The 22,038-nt window shown below is 33.3% G+C and carries 14 protein-coding genes; all 14 read right to left on the bottom strand.

Annotated features, from left to right (window positions below; all coding sequences use genetic code 11):
• Positions 1-46: 46 nt before the first annotated feature.
• The 14 genes from OLM58_RS11885 to OLM58_RS11820 all read right to left on the bottom strand — a co-directional run bounded on the left by OLM58_RS11885 (position 47) and on the right by OLM58_RS11820 (position 22,037).
• A complete protein-coding gene (locus tag OLM58_RS11885) occupies positions 47-3,133 on the bottom strand; it encodes a SusC/RagA family TonB-linked outer membrane protein (protein WP_264529070.1) in 3,087 nt (1,028 codons plus the stop codon).
• A gap of 587 nt (positions 3,134-3,720) precedes the next feature.
• Entirely contained in the window at positions 3,721-8,370 is a 4,650-nt protein-coding gene (locus OLM58_RS11880; RefSeq protein ID WP_264529069.1) for a hypothetical protein, read from the bottom strand.
• Positions 8,371-8,491: 121 nt separating this feature from the next.
• The gene (locus tag OLM58_RS11875; protein WP_264529068.1) at positions 8,492-10,960 is read right to left on the bottom strand and encodes a hypothetical protein; all 2,469 of its coding nucleotides are present in this window, start codon (positions 10,958-10,960) and stop codon (positions 8,492-8,494) included.
• Positions 10,961-10,967: 7 nt separating this feature from the next.
• Positions 10,968-12,311 (bottom strand): PKD domain-containing protein, encoded by a 1,344-nt coding sequence (locus tag OLM58_RS11870; RefSeq protein ID WP_264529067.1) that lies wholly within the window; start codon positions 12,309-12,311, stop codon positions 10,968-10,970.
• 79 nt (positions 12,312-12,390) lie between these two features.
• Complete coding sequence (locus OLM58_RS11865; RefSeq protein ID WP_264529066.1) at positions 12,391-13,719, bottom strand: IPT/TIG domain-containing protein; 1,329 nt, start codon at positions 13,717-13,719, stop codon at positions 12,391-12,393.
• Positions 13,720-13,749: 30 nt separating this feature from the next.
• Positions 13,750-14,595, bottom strand: coding sequence for a hypothetical protein (locus OLM58_RS11860; RefSeq protein ID WP_264529065.1), 846 nt, complete (start codon positions 14,593-14,595; stop codon positions 13,750-13,752).
• Positions 14,596-15,241: 646 nt separating this feature from the next.
• On the bottom strand, positions 15,242-15,505 hold the full coding sequence (locus OLM58_RS11855) for a hypothetical protein (RefSeq protein WP_264529064.1): 264 nt from the start codon (positions 15,503-15,505) through the stop codon (positions 15,242-15,244).
• Positions 15,506-15,640: 135 nt separating this feature from the next.
• Positions 15,641-16,105, bottom strand: coding sequence for a hypothetical protein (locus OLM58_RS11850; RefSeq protein WP_264529063.1), 465 nt, complete (start codon positions 16,103-16,105; stop codon positions 15,641-15,643).
• Between the two features lie 117 nt (positions 16,106-16,222).
• Entirely contained in the window at positions 16,223-16,657 is a 435-nt protein-coding gene (locus OLM58_RS11845; protein ID WP_264529062.1) for a hypothetical protein, read from the bottom strand.
• Positions 16,654-16,806, bottom strand: a complete 153-nt coding sequence (locus tag OLM58_RS11840) for a hypothetical protein (RefSeq protein WP_264529061.1) — start codon at positions 16,804-16,806, stop codon at positions 16,654-16,656. Before OLM58_RS11840 ends, OLM58_RS11845 begins: the two co-directional genes overlap by 4 nt.
• Positions 16,807-17,201: 395 nt before the next feature.
• Positions 17,202-17,768 (bottom strand): hypothetical protein, encoded by a 567-nt coding sequence (locus OLM58_RS11835; protein ID WP_264529060.1) that lies wholly within the window; start codon positions 17,766-17,768, stop codon positions 17,202-17,204.
• Between the two features lies 1 nt (position 17,769).
• On the bottom strand, positions 17,770-18,468 hold the full coding sequence (locus OLM58_RS11830; RefSeq protein ID WP_264529059.1) for a hypothetical protein: 699 nt from the start codon (positions 18,466-18,468) through the stop codon (positions 17,770-17,772).
• A 1-nt stretch (position 18,469) separates the two neighbouring features.
• Positions 18,470-18,964, bottom strand: a complete 495-nt coding sequence (locus tag OLM58_RS11825; RefSeq protein WP_264529058.1) for a hypothetical protein — start codon at positions 18,962-18,964, stop codon at positions 18,470-18,472.
• A complete protein-coding gene (locus OLM58_RS11820) occupies positions 18,942-22,037 on the bottom strand; it encodes a fibronectin type III domain-containing protein (protein WP_264529057.1) in 3,096 nt (1,031 codons plus the stop codon). Before OLM58_RS11820 ends, OLM58_RS11825 begins: the two co-directional genes overlap by 23 nt.
• Position 22,038 lies beyond the last annotated feature (1 nt).

Raw genomic sequence — 22,038 nt, 5'->3', positions numbered from 1 at the left:
TAATTGATATCCCATTAACAAGTAGAATTTTGTAATTTGTTGTATATTAAAAGCTGGCATTCAGGCCTAAAGAATACGCTCTGACAATAGATGAAGAAAGTCCAATGCCTCCGGCTGCAGTAGCATATTCCGGATCAATATAGCTAACAGCTGTTTTGGTAAAAAGATTTTGTCCCTGAACATAAATTCTAAGGCTTTCAATTCCCGTTTTCTCTAAAATACTTCTCTGAAGTGTATATCCCAGGGCAACGTTCTTCAATTTAATATAACTGGCATTCTCTAAAAACTGAGTAGAGGATTTGTAATCTGACTCCAGAAATGCATTGGGGTTAGTTGTATTCACCTGTCTTACAGCTAAATTTGACTGATCACCGGGATTTTTCCACGCTTTAAGCACAGCTGTACTTTGATTGTAGCCCGGATTGTTATATAAGTTATAGATTCCTTCATTCAAAACATAATGACCTCCTGCATAAGATACCAAAACCGACAGGTCAAGTTGTTTGTATCTGAACGTATTGGTTAAACCTCCATAATATTTAGGCATAGCGGTTTTGTTGCTAACCTGTCTCAGATTACTAATTTCAGTTGCATTGGTTGTCGTTTTATTGGTATTATAATCTACTAGCGTTCCATCCTGTTTTCTGTACTGGTTAAAACCTGTGACCGGATTAACACCAGCCCAATCTGCAATATAAAAAGATCGTATTGCACTTCCTTCCTGGAACACGGTAGATCCCGAATTAAAAAGAATATCCTTTTTGTCTGATAAGGCTATAACTGTTCCCTTGTTGAAAGCAATATTAAAATCAGTAGTCCAGTTAAAATCTTTACCTTTTAAATTTACAGTATGAAGACCAATCTCAACACCTTCATTTCTAAAATTTCCAATGTTAGAAATCAGCTCTGAAAAACCGGAAGTTAAAGGAATCGGTTTATTGTTCAGTAAATCTTTAGTATCTCTAATGTAATAATCAACAGTTCCTGAAATACGATTATTAAAGAATCCGTAATCTATCCCAAAATTTTTATTATAATTCTTCTCCCACGTTAAATTTGGATTTTCTCCCCTTGTCAGATAAGGCACCGTACTCCCTGCATAAGTCATTTGACTCTTGTACCCATATAAGGATTGAGAAGCAAAATCCCCAATAAAGTCATTTCCGGAAGTACCAATACTGGCACGGAATTTTAAAGAACTTATCGTTTTATTATCTTTAAACAAATCTCTATGAACATTCCATGAAGTTCCTACAGACCAGAAATTAGCATATTTGTTATTATCTCCAAAACGGGAAGAACCGTCTCTTCTAAAGGATAATGACAGGTTATAAGTGTTATCAAAGTTATAATTCAATCGTGAAAAATAAGATAATGAACCCGCCTGTGATTTTTGTTGCGTAACTGAAGTGATCGTTTTTGCTGCACTTACTATTTGTATGGCATCTGAGTTAAAAGTATTTGCCAGTACATTAAGGCTATTCGTTTCATATTCATTAACTTCATTACCCAATACCAAATCAAAATTATGCTTTTGAAACTTCTTTGCTATAGTAGCCGTTAACGTTCCTGTATAATTGTTATTATCACTATTATTAACCGTTAATGTTCCTCCTTTTACAATTACATTTTCATAATTGCTGTTCTTTGAGTTGTTATAGTTAGCCCCTAAAACCCCATTCAGACTCAGCCATTTGAAAGGTGTATAAGTTAAATTTACACTTCCGCCAATATTTTTTCGATTGGCGTTTGCATTTGTATTTTCTCTTATAAACAGAGGGTTGTAAGGAGCTCCCGAAGAACTGGCAATATCCAGAAGTCTTAATGGATTTCCTTTATCGTCAAAAACAGTTAACCACGGGTTTAATAAGAATGAATTTATAAAAGGAGACCCAACAGTACGTCCGTCTTGTTCATTTACATTACTAAAGTTTCCTGAAAATCCCACTTTTATTTTTTTTCCTAAATCAAAGTCAACACGTGTTGCTACCGTATATCTTTTATACTGACCATCAAAAATATTATTGACATTATTGTACGTTATAGAAGTGTAATAGTTTGCTTTGTCTGAACCTCCAGAAAAAGAAATGTCATTTTCGCGATTTATTTCATTCTTTAAAAGCAAATCTGCCCAATTTACATTATTACCTGCTGCTCTTCTGCTTTGAAGTAATGCCGGGTTAGATTTGTAGAATCCTAATGATTCTTCAAAATCTAATTTTTGAGAACCTTTCATTAAATCGTTAGTGAATGATTGATCTGCCATTTTCATTCCAAGTCTGGTGTTAAAGGTCACCTTCATTTTTGTATTTCGGTTTCCTCTTTTGGTAGTAATCATTATTACTCCGTTGGTTCCTTTGGATCCGTAAATAGAGGTTGATGCGGCATCTTTTAAGACACTGATATCCTGAATATCGGCAGCATTTAAAGCGAAAGCGCCTAATCCTGATCGGGGCATTTGCACACCATCCACGACTATCAGAGGATCTGTACTGGCACTTATGGAGCCAATACCTCTAAGTAAAATAGAAGGAGGTGCATCTGGAGACGTAAAGCTCTCCTGAACAAATAAACCCGGGACCACTCCGATCAAAGCATCTGCAAAAGAGACATTTTGTGTGTTTTGTAGTACTTTGGTATCCAATTTTGTTACTGCTCCTGTAATTTTGTCGCGGGACATTTTTCCATACCCTACCAAAACCAAGTCGTCCAGTTTATTAATGCTGGCCACAAGCGTAACGTTAAGTAAAACCTGATTGGTAATTTTAATGATTTTAGTTTCAAAACCTATAAAACTAAAACTCACTACATCGCCTTCATTTACAGCAATTTCATATTTACCGTCAAAATTAGTAACTGTTCCCTGTTTACCGCCATTTACTGAAATTGTCACTCCAGTCAAAGGCATGCCTTTATCGTCTTTTACTACACCCTGAACTTTCTTCTGATCTGTACTTTTAACTGTAAGGTTAAGAAGAGATTCTTTTGAATTTTTACGCTTTTGATCATAATTTTCAGAGTGAGCATCAAGTATTGAAACTACAATAAAAAATGCAGTTAGTTGAACCTTCAAAGATCGTTTTAAATAAAAAAGAGATGCCGCTCGGGCTTTCATTATGGTCATTTTCTTCATACTATTTACAGTTAATGGTTTCGGTTATCCGGAAAAATCGATCGTATAAGAATAAAAGACGATTTAAGTTCTTTCTTCTCATTATCCTAAAACAAAAACTACAAGAAAATTACATTTGAAGTATTGATGTACCGTTATAATATCACAACTGATTATCTTATAGAACACTATTTAACAACCATATAAGAATGTTCTATTTATGAGGGAAAACGGGTAAAAATAAGGCTAGTGTAATCTTCTTTTCATAACTATTTATTTTGAGACTATTCCAAATTTATAGCACGAAATCCACTTCTCAACTACGAAATCAACAACTGGTATTCTTTAAGAAACAACCGGTGTATTCCTACAAATAATAGTATAAAACAACAACATTGCTTTTAATACATTGATAATGGAATTCTAAGGAAATGCTTTATTTTTATTGTAATCAAAACAATTTTTTAAACTAATTATTATTCCATTCTCTACAAGCGAGCTTCTACAAAGTATTTCTGAGATCCTTAATTTCTCCTAAAAACAGAAGAGGCGGCCAAATTGGCCGCCTCTGTCTTATGCTGTTTAAAGACACATTCTTTAACAAATGCTTATCTGAAATTATTGTTATTTCTGTATTTATATGTATACTCCTTAGACTGTTTGTTTCCTGGTAAATTATACTTTAGCACTACTTCATAATCTCCATATCTCATAAACTGGAAGTAACTCTTTTTAAAACGTTGGACTATTGAAGTCACAGCAGTTTCCCCATTAACATAAGAATTTATTATTTGATTATTTAAATCAACCCAATCCTGTTTATACAATAATGGCATGTTATATTTAAATGGAAAATTTGCTTTAGTCCACGATTGATCAACATCATTTTCGATGCTGGCCATGTATTGTGCATTGAGTGGAATCGCTTTAGCAGGAACAATTCCTAATTCATTTGTATCTCTGTTATCTATAGAAAAAATACCAGCTAAAGGATAGTCTTTATAGAGATATGGGAAAATATCTTCAACGAAATATCTGTCATTTAATTTAGATTCTGCGCTTATGATTGCTTTGTTATCACTATAAGTCACTCCTCTCAGATCAACTATATCAAATGCTTCCTCGCTTGAAATAGTATTGGTTAAAAATATAACGTCAGAGTATAAAACTCCAAAATTATAACTTCGGACATTTATCGCATTCATTTTAGAGGTAAAGTCTTTGTATTTACTTGTAGAGAACGAGTAATTTAAACGATCAATACTACCTTCTGCTTTTGAAAGCGCGTCTGCCTGGTTTTCCTTAATTTGTATATCATTCCCTTCATTACCAATCGTACTTGTACGTGTATTTGATTCTGATTTTTTTGATAAATTTTGTTTCAGGCTGCTGACTATTGAAAAATTATATTTCTTTTCCTGATTAACGTTGGGCAAATCATAGTATACTTCATTCGCAGTGGTATCATAATTAAATGCTACCGCCTTTGAATTAGAAGCTCCTTCCTGATCCATTTTAATACTGGTCTCCCAACTGGAATCCTCAAACAAATAATCCTGACCGCGTCTAAGCTGAATATATCCTTTTGGATACTCTTTTTCAAAGAAGTACTTCTGATCTACAACCGGATAAGAATATTTTATGTTAACAAGCGGAATATAATTGGGAGCTCCTCCTGTCGTAAATGACCTTTCCTCAAATTCAGTAGCCACTTTTCCGTCAACTTTTATAGGTTGGAACGAACCATTGATCATCTTTTGAAAACTAACTTCTACCTGAACTTTAAGTTCTTTATGCGGAGGCAGAATGTCTGTTGAAACAAAACTTGCTCTGTCTTTCATCGAACTCCATTCTAAAACTCCGGGTATTTCTTTTGCTCCATCCAGTACTTTAAACTTTTCTAATATCACTTTATAGGTTACATCGCCTGCATCTTCGGGAATTACAAAAGCTTCATTGACTTTCATAGAGAAAGCTGCCTGTGGTACAGCAAAAACATCTACGTCTGATGTACTTTGTTTTGGAGTTACATCAGTTATTAATTTAATTCCTCCTAATGGTGATGCATTCTCAAATTGACATTCTTCTCCTATCTCAAACTTAAAGCGGAATTTTCCTTTGATCAATCCTCCCAAAACATTCATATTCCCGGCTACATAACCACGCATCCACACCGGATTTGGTAATTTTGCCTGTAATAAAACGGCCGCTCCTCCTGAGATAATTGGAACTTTTAATCTTAAAAAGGATAATTTAATTCTTATTCCCAATTCTCCTTGTAAGTAAGCATACGACTGCCCGTTAGCATACCAGCCGTTTATACCAACCGGTTTTCCTGTGTTGGAACATCTGGCTTCCTGATAATCTTTTAGCATAATATCAAAGCCCATTCCTGCCTGAAAACGGGCATAAAAGAGTAAGAAGCTTAAGTCGCCCGTATCAAAATCTAAACTGGCACCAAAAGCCATACCTCCTCCATTTGACAATGCATTTTCGTCACGCATATAATCTAATTCTTTTGCATCTACACCTAAAATATCGGCGACTTGCTGTGGCGGCGGTGGACTTCCCGGAAGCAATGTTCCTGCCATAAAATAACTTGTTGTCGTCAAATATATTCCGGCAACTCCAATTTTGATCCCACATCTGTCTTTGGGTGTTCCCATGTACATGTACCAGTCTTTTGGATCTTTATGAAAAACTCCCCAAACGGCTCGTCCTCCCGGTCCTGTTCCTGAGAGGAAATTTCCAGGTGTATTAATGTAAACGTCTGTTGTAGCATGCATCGAATTATTCTGAAAATCGAACTCTATTGCGGCAGCCATTCTTATCCCAACTTCAGCTGATAATGGCCCAGGAACAGCTTTAGTAGCTTCCGGGATATATTTACTGGCGAAAGATCCTTTAAGATCTGACTCACTAATACCTAAAAAGCTTGTTTTTGCTGTAGCATCTGCAGCTACCTTTGCAATCAAATCATTGATTTTTTTCATTCCTGGTATTTTTGCCATAACATTGGCTTTCCCAAAAATAGCTAATCTGTTTACTCCTCCTTTTGAGTTAAAGGCTATTTCAAATCCGGCTTCACCATCGCATATCGTTTCAGATCCGATATGGAAATAAATTAAAGCTTTAACACCCAGATTTATTTTTTCATCCGGTGTATAACTCAGCCCTGAAGGAGAAAACTCTCCAATGGCTATATCCTGATTCCGGCGCATTTTATAATAGGCTCCTCCTCCAAAACCATTAATCATGAAGGGGGATGGTGTAGGTGGCCATTTAACAGCTGCATCAAAATACCAATATCTAAAAGTCGTACGCCCAAAAATAGCTTTTGCTTTTACATTAACTTTTCCGGCTACATCTACTTCTAAATCTGCATTAAATCCATTACCGTAAACAGGATCCTTCTCCATTAAAATAAGACTCCCTTTTATTGTTAGGGAACTAAATTTACAATCGATGCTTATAGCTGATAAATCTAAGCCATCGTATCGACTTCGCTGTCGATAGCCATCATCGTACATTTTCCCCTTTATTCCGATTCTGGCTGTAGCCCCGGCTCCAACAGCATCCATTAGATTAATCCCTAAATCAAAATCAATTCGGGAATTATCTCCATTAATACCAACATTTATATTGCCAATTGAAACAGGAAAATTACCAAAAGCAACTGTACCTTTATAGCCCATATTTCGAACAGAAATGACAGGAGAAACGGTCTGCAGCTGTAAATTTTCAAAAGAAATACCTTTAAAATCAACGGTACGTTTTCCTTCTACCTCCTTATCATCTGTCGCTCCTTTATTGGTACCGAAAGAAATGGTACCGTTTAAATTTGCCTTCGGCAGAAATCGTCCATTAACCAGTTTTAACTCAACAGAACTATTGGGTAACAACAAGGCTTTGGCTTTCCAGATATCAAAGGCAATAGAATCTTTGGTAACGACTACGAGCTGTTGCTCCTGCATCGATATAAAACCGCTGTAAAATAAACCTGCTTTAGAGGTTTGAGATGATTTAGCGGATGCAGCAGGTGTAGCAGCTTCTTCCTTTTTCTTTGCCGCCGCTTTACTGATCGGTAAAAGTATCTGACCATTTAAATTTGCTTTTACAAATGTATTGGCAGCAATCGTAACATCAATATGATCCAGAGAATAGGCCCATGACTTCTCTTTACTGGTGATACCTCTGTCTAATGGAAAAACATTATCTGCATAGAAAGTTCCCGAAACTCCATATTTGTCCACAATAAGATTTTGAGCTCCTACATAAAGCCTCTCTTTACCTGATGCTGTATCTGTGGTTTGGAACTCTTTTGGTAATCCCACATCGAAAGTCTGAATGAATACTCCTTTCCAGGCCTCCCGACTTGGCATCAAAAGAGCATTCTTCGCATAATACTCCGGAAATACAACTGTTGGATCATTTTTCAAATCACTTAAATCCAAAACTGCATTACTGACCAAAAACTGAAAATTACCATCAAAATCTTTTCCGTTTCGTTTGTCTTTTAGGGTAAAAGGCTGCAAACTTACGTTGACCAAAATATCATTCCAGCTGCTGGCTAAAAAACTAAATTCGCCTCTTACTCTATTGGGTATCTGAACCGTTTTTCCATTGTAATAGGTTTTAGGAATGGTTGTTCTAGCTTCATCTACAGTTTGACTTATCGGATCAATTGGCAGTATTAAATTTCTTGAAAACTCTACTGCTCCGAAAATTTTCATTTCTTTAAAACCGTCGCAGTCAATTGTTACATAGGTTAAATCTTTAACAGCTCCTGTTGCCATATCAAAACCACCATACAATGATACCTGCCACTTATTATCACTAAACGGAATATCAACATTACCCAGCAATACCAATTTTGCTTCTCCTATTATACCTCCCTGATGCGATAATTTTACATTATCGGCACCAAAAAACAATTGCATAGGCTGTCCGTTCTTATCCTTCTGCGGAATATCCACACGACAAAAAACAGTTAAAGTCGTGTACTCCGGCGAAAAAACAGCCTTTGTAATTCCGATAGAATACTGAACGTTATTGACTGTATTTCGAATTCCTACAGGCAATTCTACCAAATCCTGATTTGAGAATTTATCTACCCAACGGTCTGCGGCTTCTATTTTTTGAATCGACCCCGAAGCTGCGCTTATTTCTTTTGGAGGAGTAAATTCCTGTCCATAAGAAAAAACAACCGAAAGCATGATAAATAATACTGATAAATGTATTTTGCAAAACTTTTCCATGAGCAAATAATCCTGTTTTTTTGTAAAATAAAGCATTGTAACTTCTTTAATATTCTATCCAAATCTTTTCTAATGATCTCTATACCCCCTTCTATTTCAAAGATTTTATCTTTTATGATCGTTAATTGTTTTTCAGATGTTTAAACTCAATTTCATCATCTTTAACATTCTTAAGCGCTAAATCATGATAAAAAGGAATTAATTTGATCTTTAATTCTTCTATTATTTCTACTTCTGCTTTTTTCTCTTTCATCATTTTAAAGAAGTGACTTAACTCTTGTTTATTAAAACTTGATAGGTTCTGGTTTTGGTGAACTTCATCTGCAGAAGTACTCGCAAGTATCGAAATCTCATTTATCATCCATCGATGAACTAATAAAGGCTGTAGCTTTTTATTCTTTCGTTCGACTAATTTTAAATACGATTTGTAGCTTGTTTTATTGGTTACATCTTGTTCGTTTACGCCATGCAACTTATGTTTATTCACTCTTCCTAATGCCATAACATAATCGCTCTCAAACCCTTCATCTTTACGAATCATTTCTTCTTTTAAACTTTTTACCGTTTCAAGAATGTATTTGTTATATCGGTCTAAAATATCGTTGTTTAAATCAAATGCTTTTAGATAATTCAGTGCTTTTTCTTTAAAACTGTCCTCATCAGGAGTCAAAGTTGTCAGGGTAAGCAAGTGCTGTAATTCATCTGAATCTTCTTTTGGCATTGAGCGTAATGCCAGTTGAAGGTCCTGCAGCTGTTTGATAATTTCATTTCGGGTCCCTTCGTAAGTTTTGTCTTTATGTTTTATCTTCAAAATAGGATCTGAGGTTATTTTTGCTTCCGATTTTGATTCTTTTTGAGCCGGTAATTTTATTTTATCCAGCGAATAAGAATAGTTTATTGTAGCTGTTAAATCATTAAATTTTCTGGCATTAGAACTACTTCGAAACATTGAAATAATGCTCATATTAAAATTGTGTCTTTCCATCAGCATATAAGTATTGTTGAATTTCACTCCAAATACAGAAGATGAATTCATACTTGAGGTGGAATTATTGTACAAGATTCCGAAATTGGTATTTAGCTTATCTTTTAATAACTTTTTAGAAGCTCCAATCGAAGCTCCAACCGAAGAATTATCCGTCCTCCCTACTTCATTACTGGTATAGTTAAGGGAACTGTTTAAGGCCATTTTAGTCCCTATAAAGCCTATCGAATGCGACAAATTATAATTCTGAACAAGGCTTGCCTGGCCTTTTCGTATTACTCCGCCCTGTTCATTAGCCTGACCCGCAATACTATAATTAAAATTTAAATTTTGATTTTTCTTTTTTCCAAAAACGTATGACATATTCACATTGGCATTTTGCGATAACTGTCTGTAATCTAAAGTATCAGACTGCACAGTATTCGGATTGTTTATTAGTTCAAACTGATCCAGTTTTTTATTGGTATAAGTCGCAAAATTCGAATAACTACCCGTAATATTAAGTTGATCTGTAGCTCTGTAGTTCATGTTTATGGAGCCCACAACTCTTTTAGTATCTTGTTTTTTTACTTTTGCCAAATCATCTTTCTGATATCCTAAACTGGTAGATACTGTGATTTTATCGTGATAGAAGGGTCGGGAAAAACGCAATGCGATATTCTCTAAATCATTATTAAAATATAATGCTCCCAATGTATTGTAATTCGGATCAATACGTTCATAGGTTAATCCAATAATGCTTTTCTGAATGTTATAATCAAAATTTACGTTTAAAGCATTCCTGTAACTTGTACTTTCTCTGCCTGAAAATAATTTATCTCTAAAGTTCCTTCCTGAAAAACTTCTGCTGCGAATATCATCAGTAAGAACCGATAGCGCATACTCTACATTAAAATTTAAATTCTTCACCAGAGAAGTATTAAAAATCAAACTATTTACAAAATTCTGTTTTGGAGTTACGCCTTTATCATCACCGATTTTTAGCGAATTAACATTGTCTTTGGCATAAAAACCAATCCACCCAAGTTTATACTGCGGCTGCTCGAAGCTTATTTTTGCTCCGTAACCAACACGTTGATATACCGGAATTCCTCCCATTGCTTCCTCTGCTGAAACAGCTTTAAGTAATTGTCCTCCCATTAAACTTATTTTAAACGGACTTCTTGGGGTGAGCTCTAAACCAACTCCTTTAAACGGAAAACCACTTAAAGTATAGGGAGAAAATGTCATGCTTACATTACCAATATAAGCTTTTACCCATTTATATTTAGGCATAATACTTAAGCGGTTAAAATCAAATGGAGCTGTATAACCTAAATTTTTTCCTTGATTCGTAATACTGTAAAACAGCGGAACACTAAAATTGAAAGCACTAATATTCAAATTTCCCGAAAGCAAATAGGTAAAAGGTTCTCTTGCATTTGGAGCATTAGTATTACTATTAGAATTATAATACATCATGTTTGCATTAACATTACCTGTAACTTTAAAATTTGGCTTGTAAAAATTCTCTAAATCAACATCCTGGGCATATCCTTTCCTGCACATACAACAGACCAAAACGATACAGAACCAAAATAAGATCTTCTTATTTTCTATCTTCATTTATTGTTTATTGCTTTTGCACTTTGATATCGCATACGATATATGAACCTGATCCATTCTTTATCATGTCTCTAATCTTGATCACTCCTTTTCTCCCGTCCTGTGTTTTAAACAAAATGATTCTCGGATAAGTAAAACCAAATTCCTGTGATCCGGATGAGCTGTAGTTTATATTTAAAGATTTTATCAGGCTATCATCGGTCATGGCATCAAATTGTGCTTCTGTGAAGTTTAACCCGCAATTGCACATATTTTGAGAGTTTATAAAAATAGTACTCTGCGCATTTTTCAATACTGAAAAACCATAATTATTAGATTGATCCGGTGCTATAAATCTGTTATTGGTGAAATTGCTGTTCAGGCCCTGAAAAACAATATCTATTAAGCGGCTATTCTGATCATTAATTTCATTTGCTTTGTATACCTGTCTTGTTGCAGTGGAAAACATTGCTCCAATATTGTTCCCATTATGCGCTGAATTGATCCCTAGTTTAACATTAGTCAAGATGCGTAAGTTTGTATCCGGTAATACCGTAACAGTTGATTTAAAAACCTGACTAGTTTTATCATTAAAAGCTTCAAGAGTTACTTCATGACTGCCCGCGGCTGCAAAAGTAACTTTTGGGTTTTCTTCTGTTGAAACGGCAGGGTTTCCTCCTTCGAACGTCCATTTATAGTTCTTCGCACTAATCGATTTATTGGTAAAATTAATCGTTATCGGTGCCTGATAATCGTCATCTTCGAAATTGGGTTCATACGAAAACAAGCTCACTAAATAAGGTGCAACCGTTATAGTTTTGGTTTGTTTCTCTGATTCAAAACCATTAGAAACAGTTAAGGTTATGGTGTGATCTCCCGGAGTTGTAAAAACCACATTTGGCGGTGTTTTACCTGTAAAAGCTGCAGGCGCTCCGTCCTGAAAATCCCATTTAAAAGTCAATCCTTCTCCAATAGTGGTGTTTTTTAGAACTACTTCTATCGGAGAATAATTGCTTTTTATAATTTCATGCGTAAACTCAATATCAATACCTTCTTTTATTATGACTGTTTTACTAAATTCTTTACTCTCCCCATCTACATTTGTAGCGACCACTTTGATGGTATAAGTACCTTGTTTATTGTATAATATTTCACCTGGATTTTTTTGAGAGGAACTTGCAGGATTTCCTCCCTCAAATGTCCATTCATATTTGTCCGCTCCCGTAATTTTATTATCTATTTTAATGATAACGGGGATTGATTCATCATCTTTTACATACGAGGTTACAAAATCACCTTCTACAGCTATCACAGTTTCCTGATAACAAGAAGCAATGGCGAAGAATAAAAGTAAGAGTAAAGTTTTCTTCATTCAGTTTATTTTAAAACACTGTAGTTTGTAAAAAGCTACAGTCTTTTTTCATTATATAGAATTTTCTGCTGCTTAAAAATTACAAATAGCGTTTGATGATCTTATCGGTAGAAATCGCCCAAACAACATTGTCTTTACAAATAATAGTTCTAATAACCTGGTCATGAGTATAGTCAAGTGTCCATGTAACTCCTCCATCAGCAGTTTTATAGATTTTGTTTTCTAAAATTGCCCAGCCCGTATTACCATCTTTAAACGCAAATTTTGTAAATTTTTCTCCAGTATAAACCTTAGTCCAAGTATCTCCACCATTTATACTTTTATAAAAGATCGTATTAGCTGCATTTTTAATTAAAAGAAAACCATTTTCTTTATCCGGAAAAGACACTTCACTAACATACGTACCTGGTTCTTTTTTTAATAAGTTCTGTTTCCAGCCGTCTGTCTCATTATTCTTAAATAAGATAACTGGATAAGTTGCCTCTCCTTCTTTCTTTTCACCAACAGCCCAAATATGATCATTATCTATTTGTGCTCCCATAAATATTCTACTCATATTAGAATCACTATTTTGAACTTGAGAGTCATAAACCATTTCAAACATTCCCCCTTTAGTATTCGTATAAACAACTCCTCTTTGCGAAACTATAGTACCATTTTGCATGTTTTCATCAATATAAACCAATGGAATACCCGGATAAGCTCCTCCCATTTCTTTCCATAAGGTAGTTTCAGAATGTGTATCGCCATTTTCCGGTATTACAATTAAACCACGAACATACGGACTTGAAGCACCAAAACTTGTATAACACAATCCTTCTCCTTTTTTAGTAGCGTAGAAATCTCCTTCGCTGTTATAATTATAGGCCCAATAATTCCATGTTATTCCCCCGTCTAAAGTTCTGTAAACATAGCTACCATAAGTAATATAAGAAATTTCACTGCTTAACATACGGGCACGTTTTATAGCTTTATCTGATTTTAAAACATTTTCCATAGTAAACCAAGCCGTCTTAGATGATGTTGGTACAATCCCTATACTTCCAGAATAATTATTACGAACTTCATTATTGATCTTTTTACCCGAAATAGTAAAAACAACTTTAGGGAGCACACTTTCTGTTTGCGGTAAAACAACTTTAATTTCGGTAGCCGAAGTCGAAACAATCGTAGCAGCAACACCATCAAACGTAATTTTAATATCGTTTACTGTTTCTGAAAAATTTTCACCATATATACTAATTGTTTCCCCGCTTTCACCGGAATTTTTAGAATACGATGTTATTTTTGGTGTTTTTACCACCACAACAGGCGGTTCCGGAATTGAATCGTTTCCTGAATCTGAACTACAACCACCTAACACCATAAAAAACTGCAATACAGCTACTGCCAAAATTCTCTTTTTCATTCTAATTTTATATATATTACTCTGCAATTATTATTTATTTCTTAAAATCTTGCTCCCTAAAACATAGCCATTACCTACTAAGGTTCTCACAATATTCATTGCTGTTATATCTTTGCTCATTTTATATCCTGTTGGATTACCTCTATTATCAAAAGCAGCTTTAAAAACCTTTTTATCAAAAGTAATAAGCTCTTGATTCAGGAATTTATCATATCCTGAAATCATTCCTGCTTTTGCAAACCAGGTCGCTATTAGATAATTATCTAAATCCATCACTTCGTATTTTAGTTCCCCATTATTAGATGGCGATGTCATCCTGATATATCCAATTCTTTTGTCCTGAGGATCCTGGTTTTGCGCTTTTATACTGTAAATAACTCCGGCATCATCAATTGCTAATTGGTAGGTATCTGCAACTTTATTAGCGTTATCGATCTCACCCTGAGCCCCCAAACGTTTTGCAGAAATACCGGCCGATTCTCCGTTTAGAAAACTTTCTATTGCTTCCACATTTAAACCATCAACAGAGAAGTAACCTCTATCCATTAATTCATAGATAATACTTCTGTCATAATTAAAGGCACTAAATTTTCTGCTCTTATTCTTAAATTCTAACTCATTCGTTTTCCCTGTCGTTTCGTTTTTAATTTCTATCCACGGAAGCGTCATTGAATCAGCATTAGGAACACTTTTTAATTCTGCCGTAATAGAAGAACTTTTATCTAAACCATATATTTTAAAAACTGGTTTTTTACCTTCTATGAAACCTATTGTTTTATCGTCTAATTTTAGTTCTCCTTTATCAATTTTTATTTTTTGGGCAAAACTACCAACAGTAAATAATATTAATAACAGGATTAAGAACTTTTGCTTCATGTGTAAATACTTTATTTTAATTAATTATTATCATAGAAAATAACCCTAGCTGTCTTTATCGATAGCCAGTTACTTACTTCTTTGTTTTTAAAGTGTGGTATTATTGTTTTTTCAAGCAGACCTTACTGTGAGCCTATAACTTCCTGTATGAATCCTTTTTGTTATGAATTTTATATCATCAATTCATTTTTAGGATATTGAACTTAAAAAAACCAGATTTTGATTTGTGTGTTTCCACACTAAAGGATTCGTGGGGATATGGGGAGTTAAAAAACTCATTTTCAACCTATTCATTCTGTTATTTCTCAATGGGACATTACTTACATTTCAGTTTGCTGAAACCAGGTCGCGAAAGTAAGTAAAAAACTATTAATAATTACTGTGTTTAGCAACTATTTAAACTTATTTGTTTTTATATTTTTACCCTGCATGGTTTTAAAATTTGGATTCTTGTAATTTTTTTTCAGGACGAGACATATTTACCCTGCAGTGCAAAGTCTCCCGACTTCGAACTCTCTCCGATCTATTGCAAAACTGTATTTATTTTACTTCAATAAACCTTGTATATCTTTTATCACCTTTGCGTTCACGAACAAGATGCTCACGCTGGCAGAGGAGATAATTGCTTCGAAATACGAATTATCAATTATTTTTCACTAGGAGGAAATGGATAATCTGCTATGGGTAACCAGCTCTGATTCACTTTTGATAAATACTCTTGAATACCTCCTAATTTATAAGCAAAATCAAAAATTAAGCTAGGTTCCGTATCCTTAAAATTAATAATGCTAAATGAAGTACCATCCAAGTATTCTGTTTTTTGTTCTATAAAAGTAGAATTTTGGACATTAAATTTATAAATTAACTGTCTAACTGCTGCCGGTGCATATACCCTTTGTCTAACTATCATTATTTTAATATTTTAAATTATATTTTAGAGCCTTTTGATAAAACTGAAATGATTTTTCTAAACTTGTAGCTGGAGTTTAAATATCACTCTTTATGTTCACGGTTAAGATGATTGGGAATACAAGAGGCAGACAAACTATTTATCATTATTTAATATTTCTAGTACCTTAAAATATAAAGGCATTTGACTTATGATTAAACTATCATGATCAGGCCCCTTTTCTTCCATATAATATTTAAGCTTATTTATTATCTCAGGTTTACCGTTTTCGAACTCAAATAAACAAAGGGCTGAATAGTTCATTGGTATATAATCTATTTCATAACTAGGATTAACAGAAACATACTTTAGAATACATTTTGTTTTTAGCCATTGATCAATATTATTATATGTCAATATAAGATCAAATGTTTCATTGACTTTTATATCTAAATCATAAGCTCTTGCGAATAAAAAGATCTGATTGGTATTTTCAACCTTAGGTAAATTGCCTTTTTGTAAATCTTTCTCTCTAGGAATATCTTGCAAAAATAAAGTAGGATATTTTTTTAAATACCCATTAGAATAGAGTTTCGTTTCAATATCTCCAAATTTTTTCATAGTCCATTATACTTAATTGCTCTTTTATAGAACTCGTAAGATTGTTCAAAAGTAAAATGTGTCATAATTTTCGTGATTTCCTTTGCTGAATTACCCAGAGGAATATTTTTTTTTATATTATGGAATAATTTTTACCAAATCTTTCCATAAATTTTTTGAACAGAGATATAAAGGATCATTTATTTTTTTGTTTTTAATTAGTGAAGGAATCCCGTTTGGAAACTCAATTAGTGCTATAACACTCCATTTTGATGGTATTTGGTCAATTTCTTTAGCTCCAAACGCATATACTTTCTTAATGATTGCTATTGTACTATCACAATCTTCAATATTATCACTTCTAAAAATAAAATCGTAGGAATAATTTATTGGTATATCTTGATAACATCCAGTAATATCTAATAGAATTGTATTTTCAGGAATTTTAAAAAGAGGGTTAACTGTTAATATTTTATTTAAACCTCTTTCATCTGTTTCATCGTATAAAATGGTGTAAGGCTTTTCATATAGTATCCTACTAGCCCAAACTTCGTCAGTATCTATAGATTTCATTTTTTTAAATTGTATTTTAAAGCTTTTTCATAAAATTTTTGCGACAATTCTAAACTTGTTTTTGGTAAACCATCGACAATTTGGTTTGCTCTAGTTACGCCCATTATTCTTTCAGGCAACTTCCCACTAACTAACATTTCTTCTGCCAATTTTTTTGCACCCTGCTGCGCGAAGTCCCCCGCTGTGTGAAGTCTACCGACTTCGTACCCACTTCAATATACTTTAAGCGTACTTTTCCATTGTTATTTCTACAAAATCGGAAAATTTCAAACTGCTATTTACTTTTTATTTCAATGAACGTATTCCCATTTAACTGGAAATAGTATCTTTTGACATTTATACTGTACAAATTCTCTCAACTTCTTATCGCTTCAATATATTTAAGAATCTATTCGTATTCTTTGCCATCGATATCGCTACGAAGTCGCGATACTTTACAGAGCTGGGGATAAGTGGTAAAATAGGAAGCAAAGATTTCAAGATTATCTCTTCACAATCGAATTGTATTTTTGAAAAAGTCATCATAGAAAAAATTTTTTTTACCCTATTTAGATAGATACTTAGATAAAACTATTTTGTTCTTGTCAACTACATCTGCAAGTTTATTAACATCAAGAATTCCATTTGATGATTTCACAAAGGGCTTGAGTTTATTTATTTCAGGATATAGAATATCATCCTCCTTGTTATAAAATTCAAACATGATATTCGCATTTACCGAATTCATTATTCTTTTTATCGGATCTAAAATTGTATTACTAGCTTCATTCCTTGTGAATGCACCATTACGCGATAGAATATCAACTATTTTTAAATTAGATACATTTCCAGTTTTTTCGTAATATTTAATATAAATGTGTTCCTCATTATTATAAACTATCTTAATTTTTGTCAATAGTTTTATTGAAACTTGCTTTCCTGATTGTAATAGCTTTTCAGGTAACTTATCTATTAATTTGCTATCCATCAATGTATCATTTTCTTCTTTTGTGTAATCATAAGCATTTGTAAGGTCAAAAACATTTAAAAATTTCGCTTTTGTTACAACTTTATTTTGGCTAATTGATTTTTCAAAAATTAGTAGAATAATTAAGACTAGAATATTTTTCATTTTACCAGGTTTTAGAATCTATGAATAAATTAAGTTTTTCATTTTTTTTAATTGGACTGTACCATGAAAAAAAAGTACTTTCTAGCTTACTTAGGTCTATATATCCATTTGAGCTAACTTCATTATATAATTCTTTAGTTAAAACATTCGATGCTTTCCCTGAAAACAGCTCAGTAAGTACATCTGTTTTTAATCTCATTATAATTATCGAAAGATTTGATGTTGTACTATTCGAAGCTTTATACCAACGATTATCCATTTTTTGTAAAACATAGCAGCCAGATACTTCTTTAGTATTTTCCTGTTTAAAGTAAAACTTAATTATTTCAGTTGGTCTATTATTAATAAAAAAAGAGATTTTATGGACTAATTTAATGTAGTTCTTATCAATATTCATCTGCTTAATTTTTACAAAATAATCCTCCTTTCTTTTGGTAGATTTGAAGCTCCCTCCTAATGTATTATAATCAATCCATTCTTGGCTATTTGCTGAAAGTATTGATTTCATTAAATTTTCGGGAGTATCATTTTTAACCTCTTCAAGTTTAACATAATCTCTTTTTATAATTAAGGAGTCGTACACTTGAAAAGAAAGTTCTGACTTTTCTTCAATTCCAAGGATAAGATTTGAATCATTTTGTGCATATGCTCTTTTGCAAAAAACAATCAATATAATAAGTACTACAATTTGCTTATTCATTTTAGAATTTAAATTTTATAATTAACATTGAAATTATATAAAGGACAAAATAAAAAATAATCATCCTATTATTACTTTTCTCTAACGACACATCAATATCTTTTTCATTCTCATTAGCATATTTTATTGGAGTCTTTTCTAAAACCCATAAATTCAAAGAATCATTATGATGTTGCATATAGTCGTTTATTTGTTCTGTAGGATTTTCATATTTAAGTAAAAATCCTTTCGTTTCCGGTACTGGAAAAATTACCCCCTTATTAAAATAATAATTCCTTGATATTGAACTTGATGATGATTTCCCACTTCTTGTACTCGAAACTTCTAATGAATCTATTTTAACTTTTATTTTTTTCATCTCACTTTTATGCCACAAAATTTTGTAATTATCATAAAATTCAAATGAAACCAAGAAAATAAAAAATGTTGAAAAAGATATAAAGGCTAATAAAATAATTCCTTTAAAACTATCGCTAAAACTGTTTGTTGTACTCATAAAGTGTAAATTTATCCGTTACTTCTATAGAACCTTGATAATCAACCAACTCAAACTCTATAAACCCTTTTGTTTCTATTTGAATATTTGCAAAGAAAATTACAGGAGGAAAGTAAATTTCTCCTGTCAATTTTTTATCCGCAAAATTATAATTTATTTCCCCTTTTAAACTTACTTCGGTTCCACCACGCACATCAAAAATTACCTGATCTTTTGCTACTAGTAATTCTGCTTTTACACCTGCGGTAATACTACCCTTTGGACCAATCTTAAAAAATGCCTTTTTTTTGTTTATATATTTTGTTTGTTCTGCTAATATATATCTTTCAACCCCTCCCTCAACCTCAACTCCAAACGACGCCTTAAAATATAACCCAACATCAACTATTCCAGCTCTTGACAGCATCGCTAATGCAGGTATTGGAATTACCTTTTCAGGAGTTTCAACTCCAAATCCACCTGAAACAGATCCTACTTCCATTTTTTTATAGAGTCTTGATTCTGTATCTTCCTCATTATATTTTGACCCATTTATCTTAACTTTATCAACTTTAAGTTTTAAAAATTTACTAATTTTTACAAATCTATCTAATTTCGTTAAATTTCCATCTACTTCTTTAAAAGTGCTATTAATAGCCTGACTAATTCCTGGAGGCACAAAAGACCAAGCAACTGCATGTTTGTCAATCCACTTAATATCAACATTTTTAGTACTTTCAGTTGCACCCCCTACTATTGATGTTACCTTGAAATTCTTTACATAATCATATATATAAACGTTATTAAGCACATCTAGTCCCTCATAATCTAATTGATTAACTTCATTAAATTTCCATTTTATATTTTGTTTCCCAATCTCGTCTGTTGGAATACTCAAACCAATTAAGAATTTAGTTCTTTTATTATCCTTAGAGCTCGGATCTTTATCGACATAATATAGGGTTTGTGTCGCATTAGCAACTCTTTTATCATTATCTTTATTAGAATTATCAATTGCTTTTAAAGAATTTAATTTAACAGGTTTAACAATTAAAATAATTTCATTTGATAAACTAGGTTTTTTATCAATATCTGCAACAGATTTTAATTGATACTTTAAAGTACTATCAAAACTAAAATCAAAATCTGCTTCTGTCTTTGATTCCATTTTCTTCAAATAATTATTTCCTCCTATTTTTTCAAGTTTAACACCATTTTCACTTTGATATGCTAATTCATATTTTACATTTACCCCTTTGTCCAGTTCACTCATTTTAAACCTATTATGACCTAGATAATTTCTATTATAAGGAATCTGTATTTTTTCACCATCCTTATATTTTTTCCCCTTAAATTCTATAAAATAACTATTATTAGTTATCTCTGAATTGCCTTTATTGTGATCTGAATCATTTACTATAGGATTTTCAGATGGCGTATCTACTTTCGCATTGGAATCTTCAAGATTACTGGAATCAGAATTAGTTATAGGTACTGTTACTATATCTTTATCAGATCTTGTCTCTAAATCCGTTCCATCTTCGCTTAATGTAGGCTTATTCTCAATCCCAGTAATTATCTTATCATTATTATCTATAATGTCTGTTTCCCCCTGTGTCTCTAAAATTTCTTCAACGGGTGTTTTTTGATTTGAACCTGTTACATTTTTCCAATCCGGATTGTAACTCGTCTCCACCACACCACTGATCAGCTGATAATCGGTATTGATAACGATATTGTTGAATTCAACTGCTATTTTAGTATCGGCTAAATAAGGTACTACGATATACCCTCGCCCTGAGTAAGGACTGTTTTCGCCTTTGAGTTCCAGAATCGTGACTGGAAAATCGCCTGCTTTAAAGGTTTCGCTTTGTATTAAATTGGTCAGCGGTTTTTGGTTCTGAATATTAATTTGGGGAACAATTCCGCAATTATAAGCCGCTACACTGTTGGTTTGGGCAGCTGTTGTAAAGGTGTTTATTCCGGAATAGGTAAACGACTGCACCCCATCTTCGGCGGGATCACAGCTCGAACCTACTCTAAACTCGTAGGTAAGTCCGGGTTCTAAATTGGTGATTAAACTTTGTTTGTTTAAACTGTTCGACGAAAACCACTGTGCATTACGAACGCCTTGTTTTTTGTACTGTACCTGATAACGGGTATGTTCGGGTACTCCTTCCCAGGTTATTTTTACACTTTTCGAACTTTGGGTTTCACTCAATAAAAAGGTTGGAGCGGCACAGGCAGCAGTATATTTAAAGGAATATATTTCGCTGTATCCGTCATTTTTAAAAATGGCATTCTCTGAAAGTCCTGTAGTTGAAATAGCTTTTACCCGCCAGGCATAACGCAGGCCTGGTGTCAGAATGGGCATGCTTAAATTGTACAGCAAAGCGGTTCCAAAAAGTGTTTCCTCATACAAAACAGGCGACATTTGAAACGCTATCTGAGGATCTAAGGTTGGATCCAGAAGCTGTTTTAACTCAAATTTATACGAAACGTTTGTGGCATTTCTCTGGCGCGGAGTCCAGGTAAATAATATATTCGGAAATTCTGTCGAAGCAATTTGTTCGTTGCGCTGTGGTGTATTTAAGATTGGTGGATCGTTTAATATCAGATACAAACTCGTACAGCTTTTTTGCGATATTTTTTGATTGGTCACCAAATCGTACATCTCAAAACAGAAATTGTACATTCCTTCCGGTAGTCCATTAGCGTATTGCTGTGGTGAAATTCCTTGTAGATTTTCTAACCTAAAAAGTGGGGCAATATCTACATTGGTAAGGGTTTGTAATTCGCCTCCGTTTATAAAAATGGGGCGCTGTCCTTGTATAAAATCGCTGCTTTGTACATGGAGTCCGTTACCTTGTATGTACAGTTTCAATCGTACCTGTCTCTGCGACATGGTAACATCTGTAGGATTGACGAACAGTTGTAATTTAGTATCCATGCTGGTAGCATAATCGGATATTTTGACACTATACGGACTAGTAAAAACAGAAGTTAACTGAACGGGATATAATTGTGCGTGTCCAATTGTGCTAAAAAGCAGCAATAGAACAAATAAATAAAGGTGACGAAAAAGATTCTTCATT

This window comes from Flavobacterium sp. N502540 (assembly GCF_025947365.1).
In the GTDB taxonomy this organism is placed as follows: Bacteria; Bacteroidota; Bacteroidia; order Flavobacteriales; family Flavobacteriaceae; genus Flavobacterium.
This window is presented reverse-complemented; position numbering and strand designations above follow the sequence as displayed.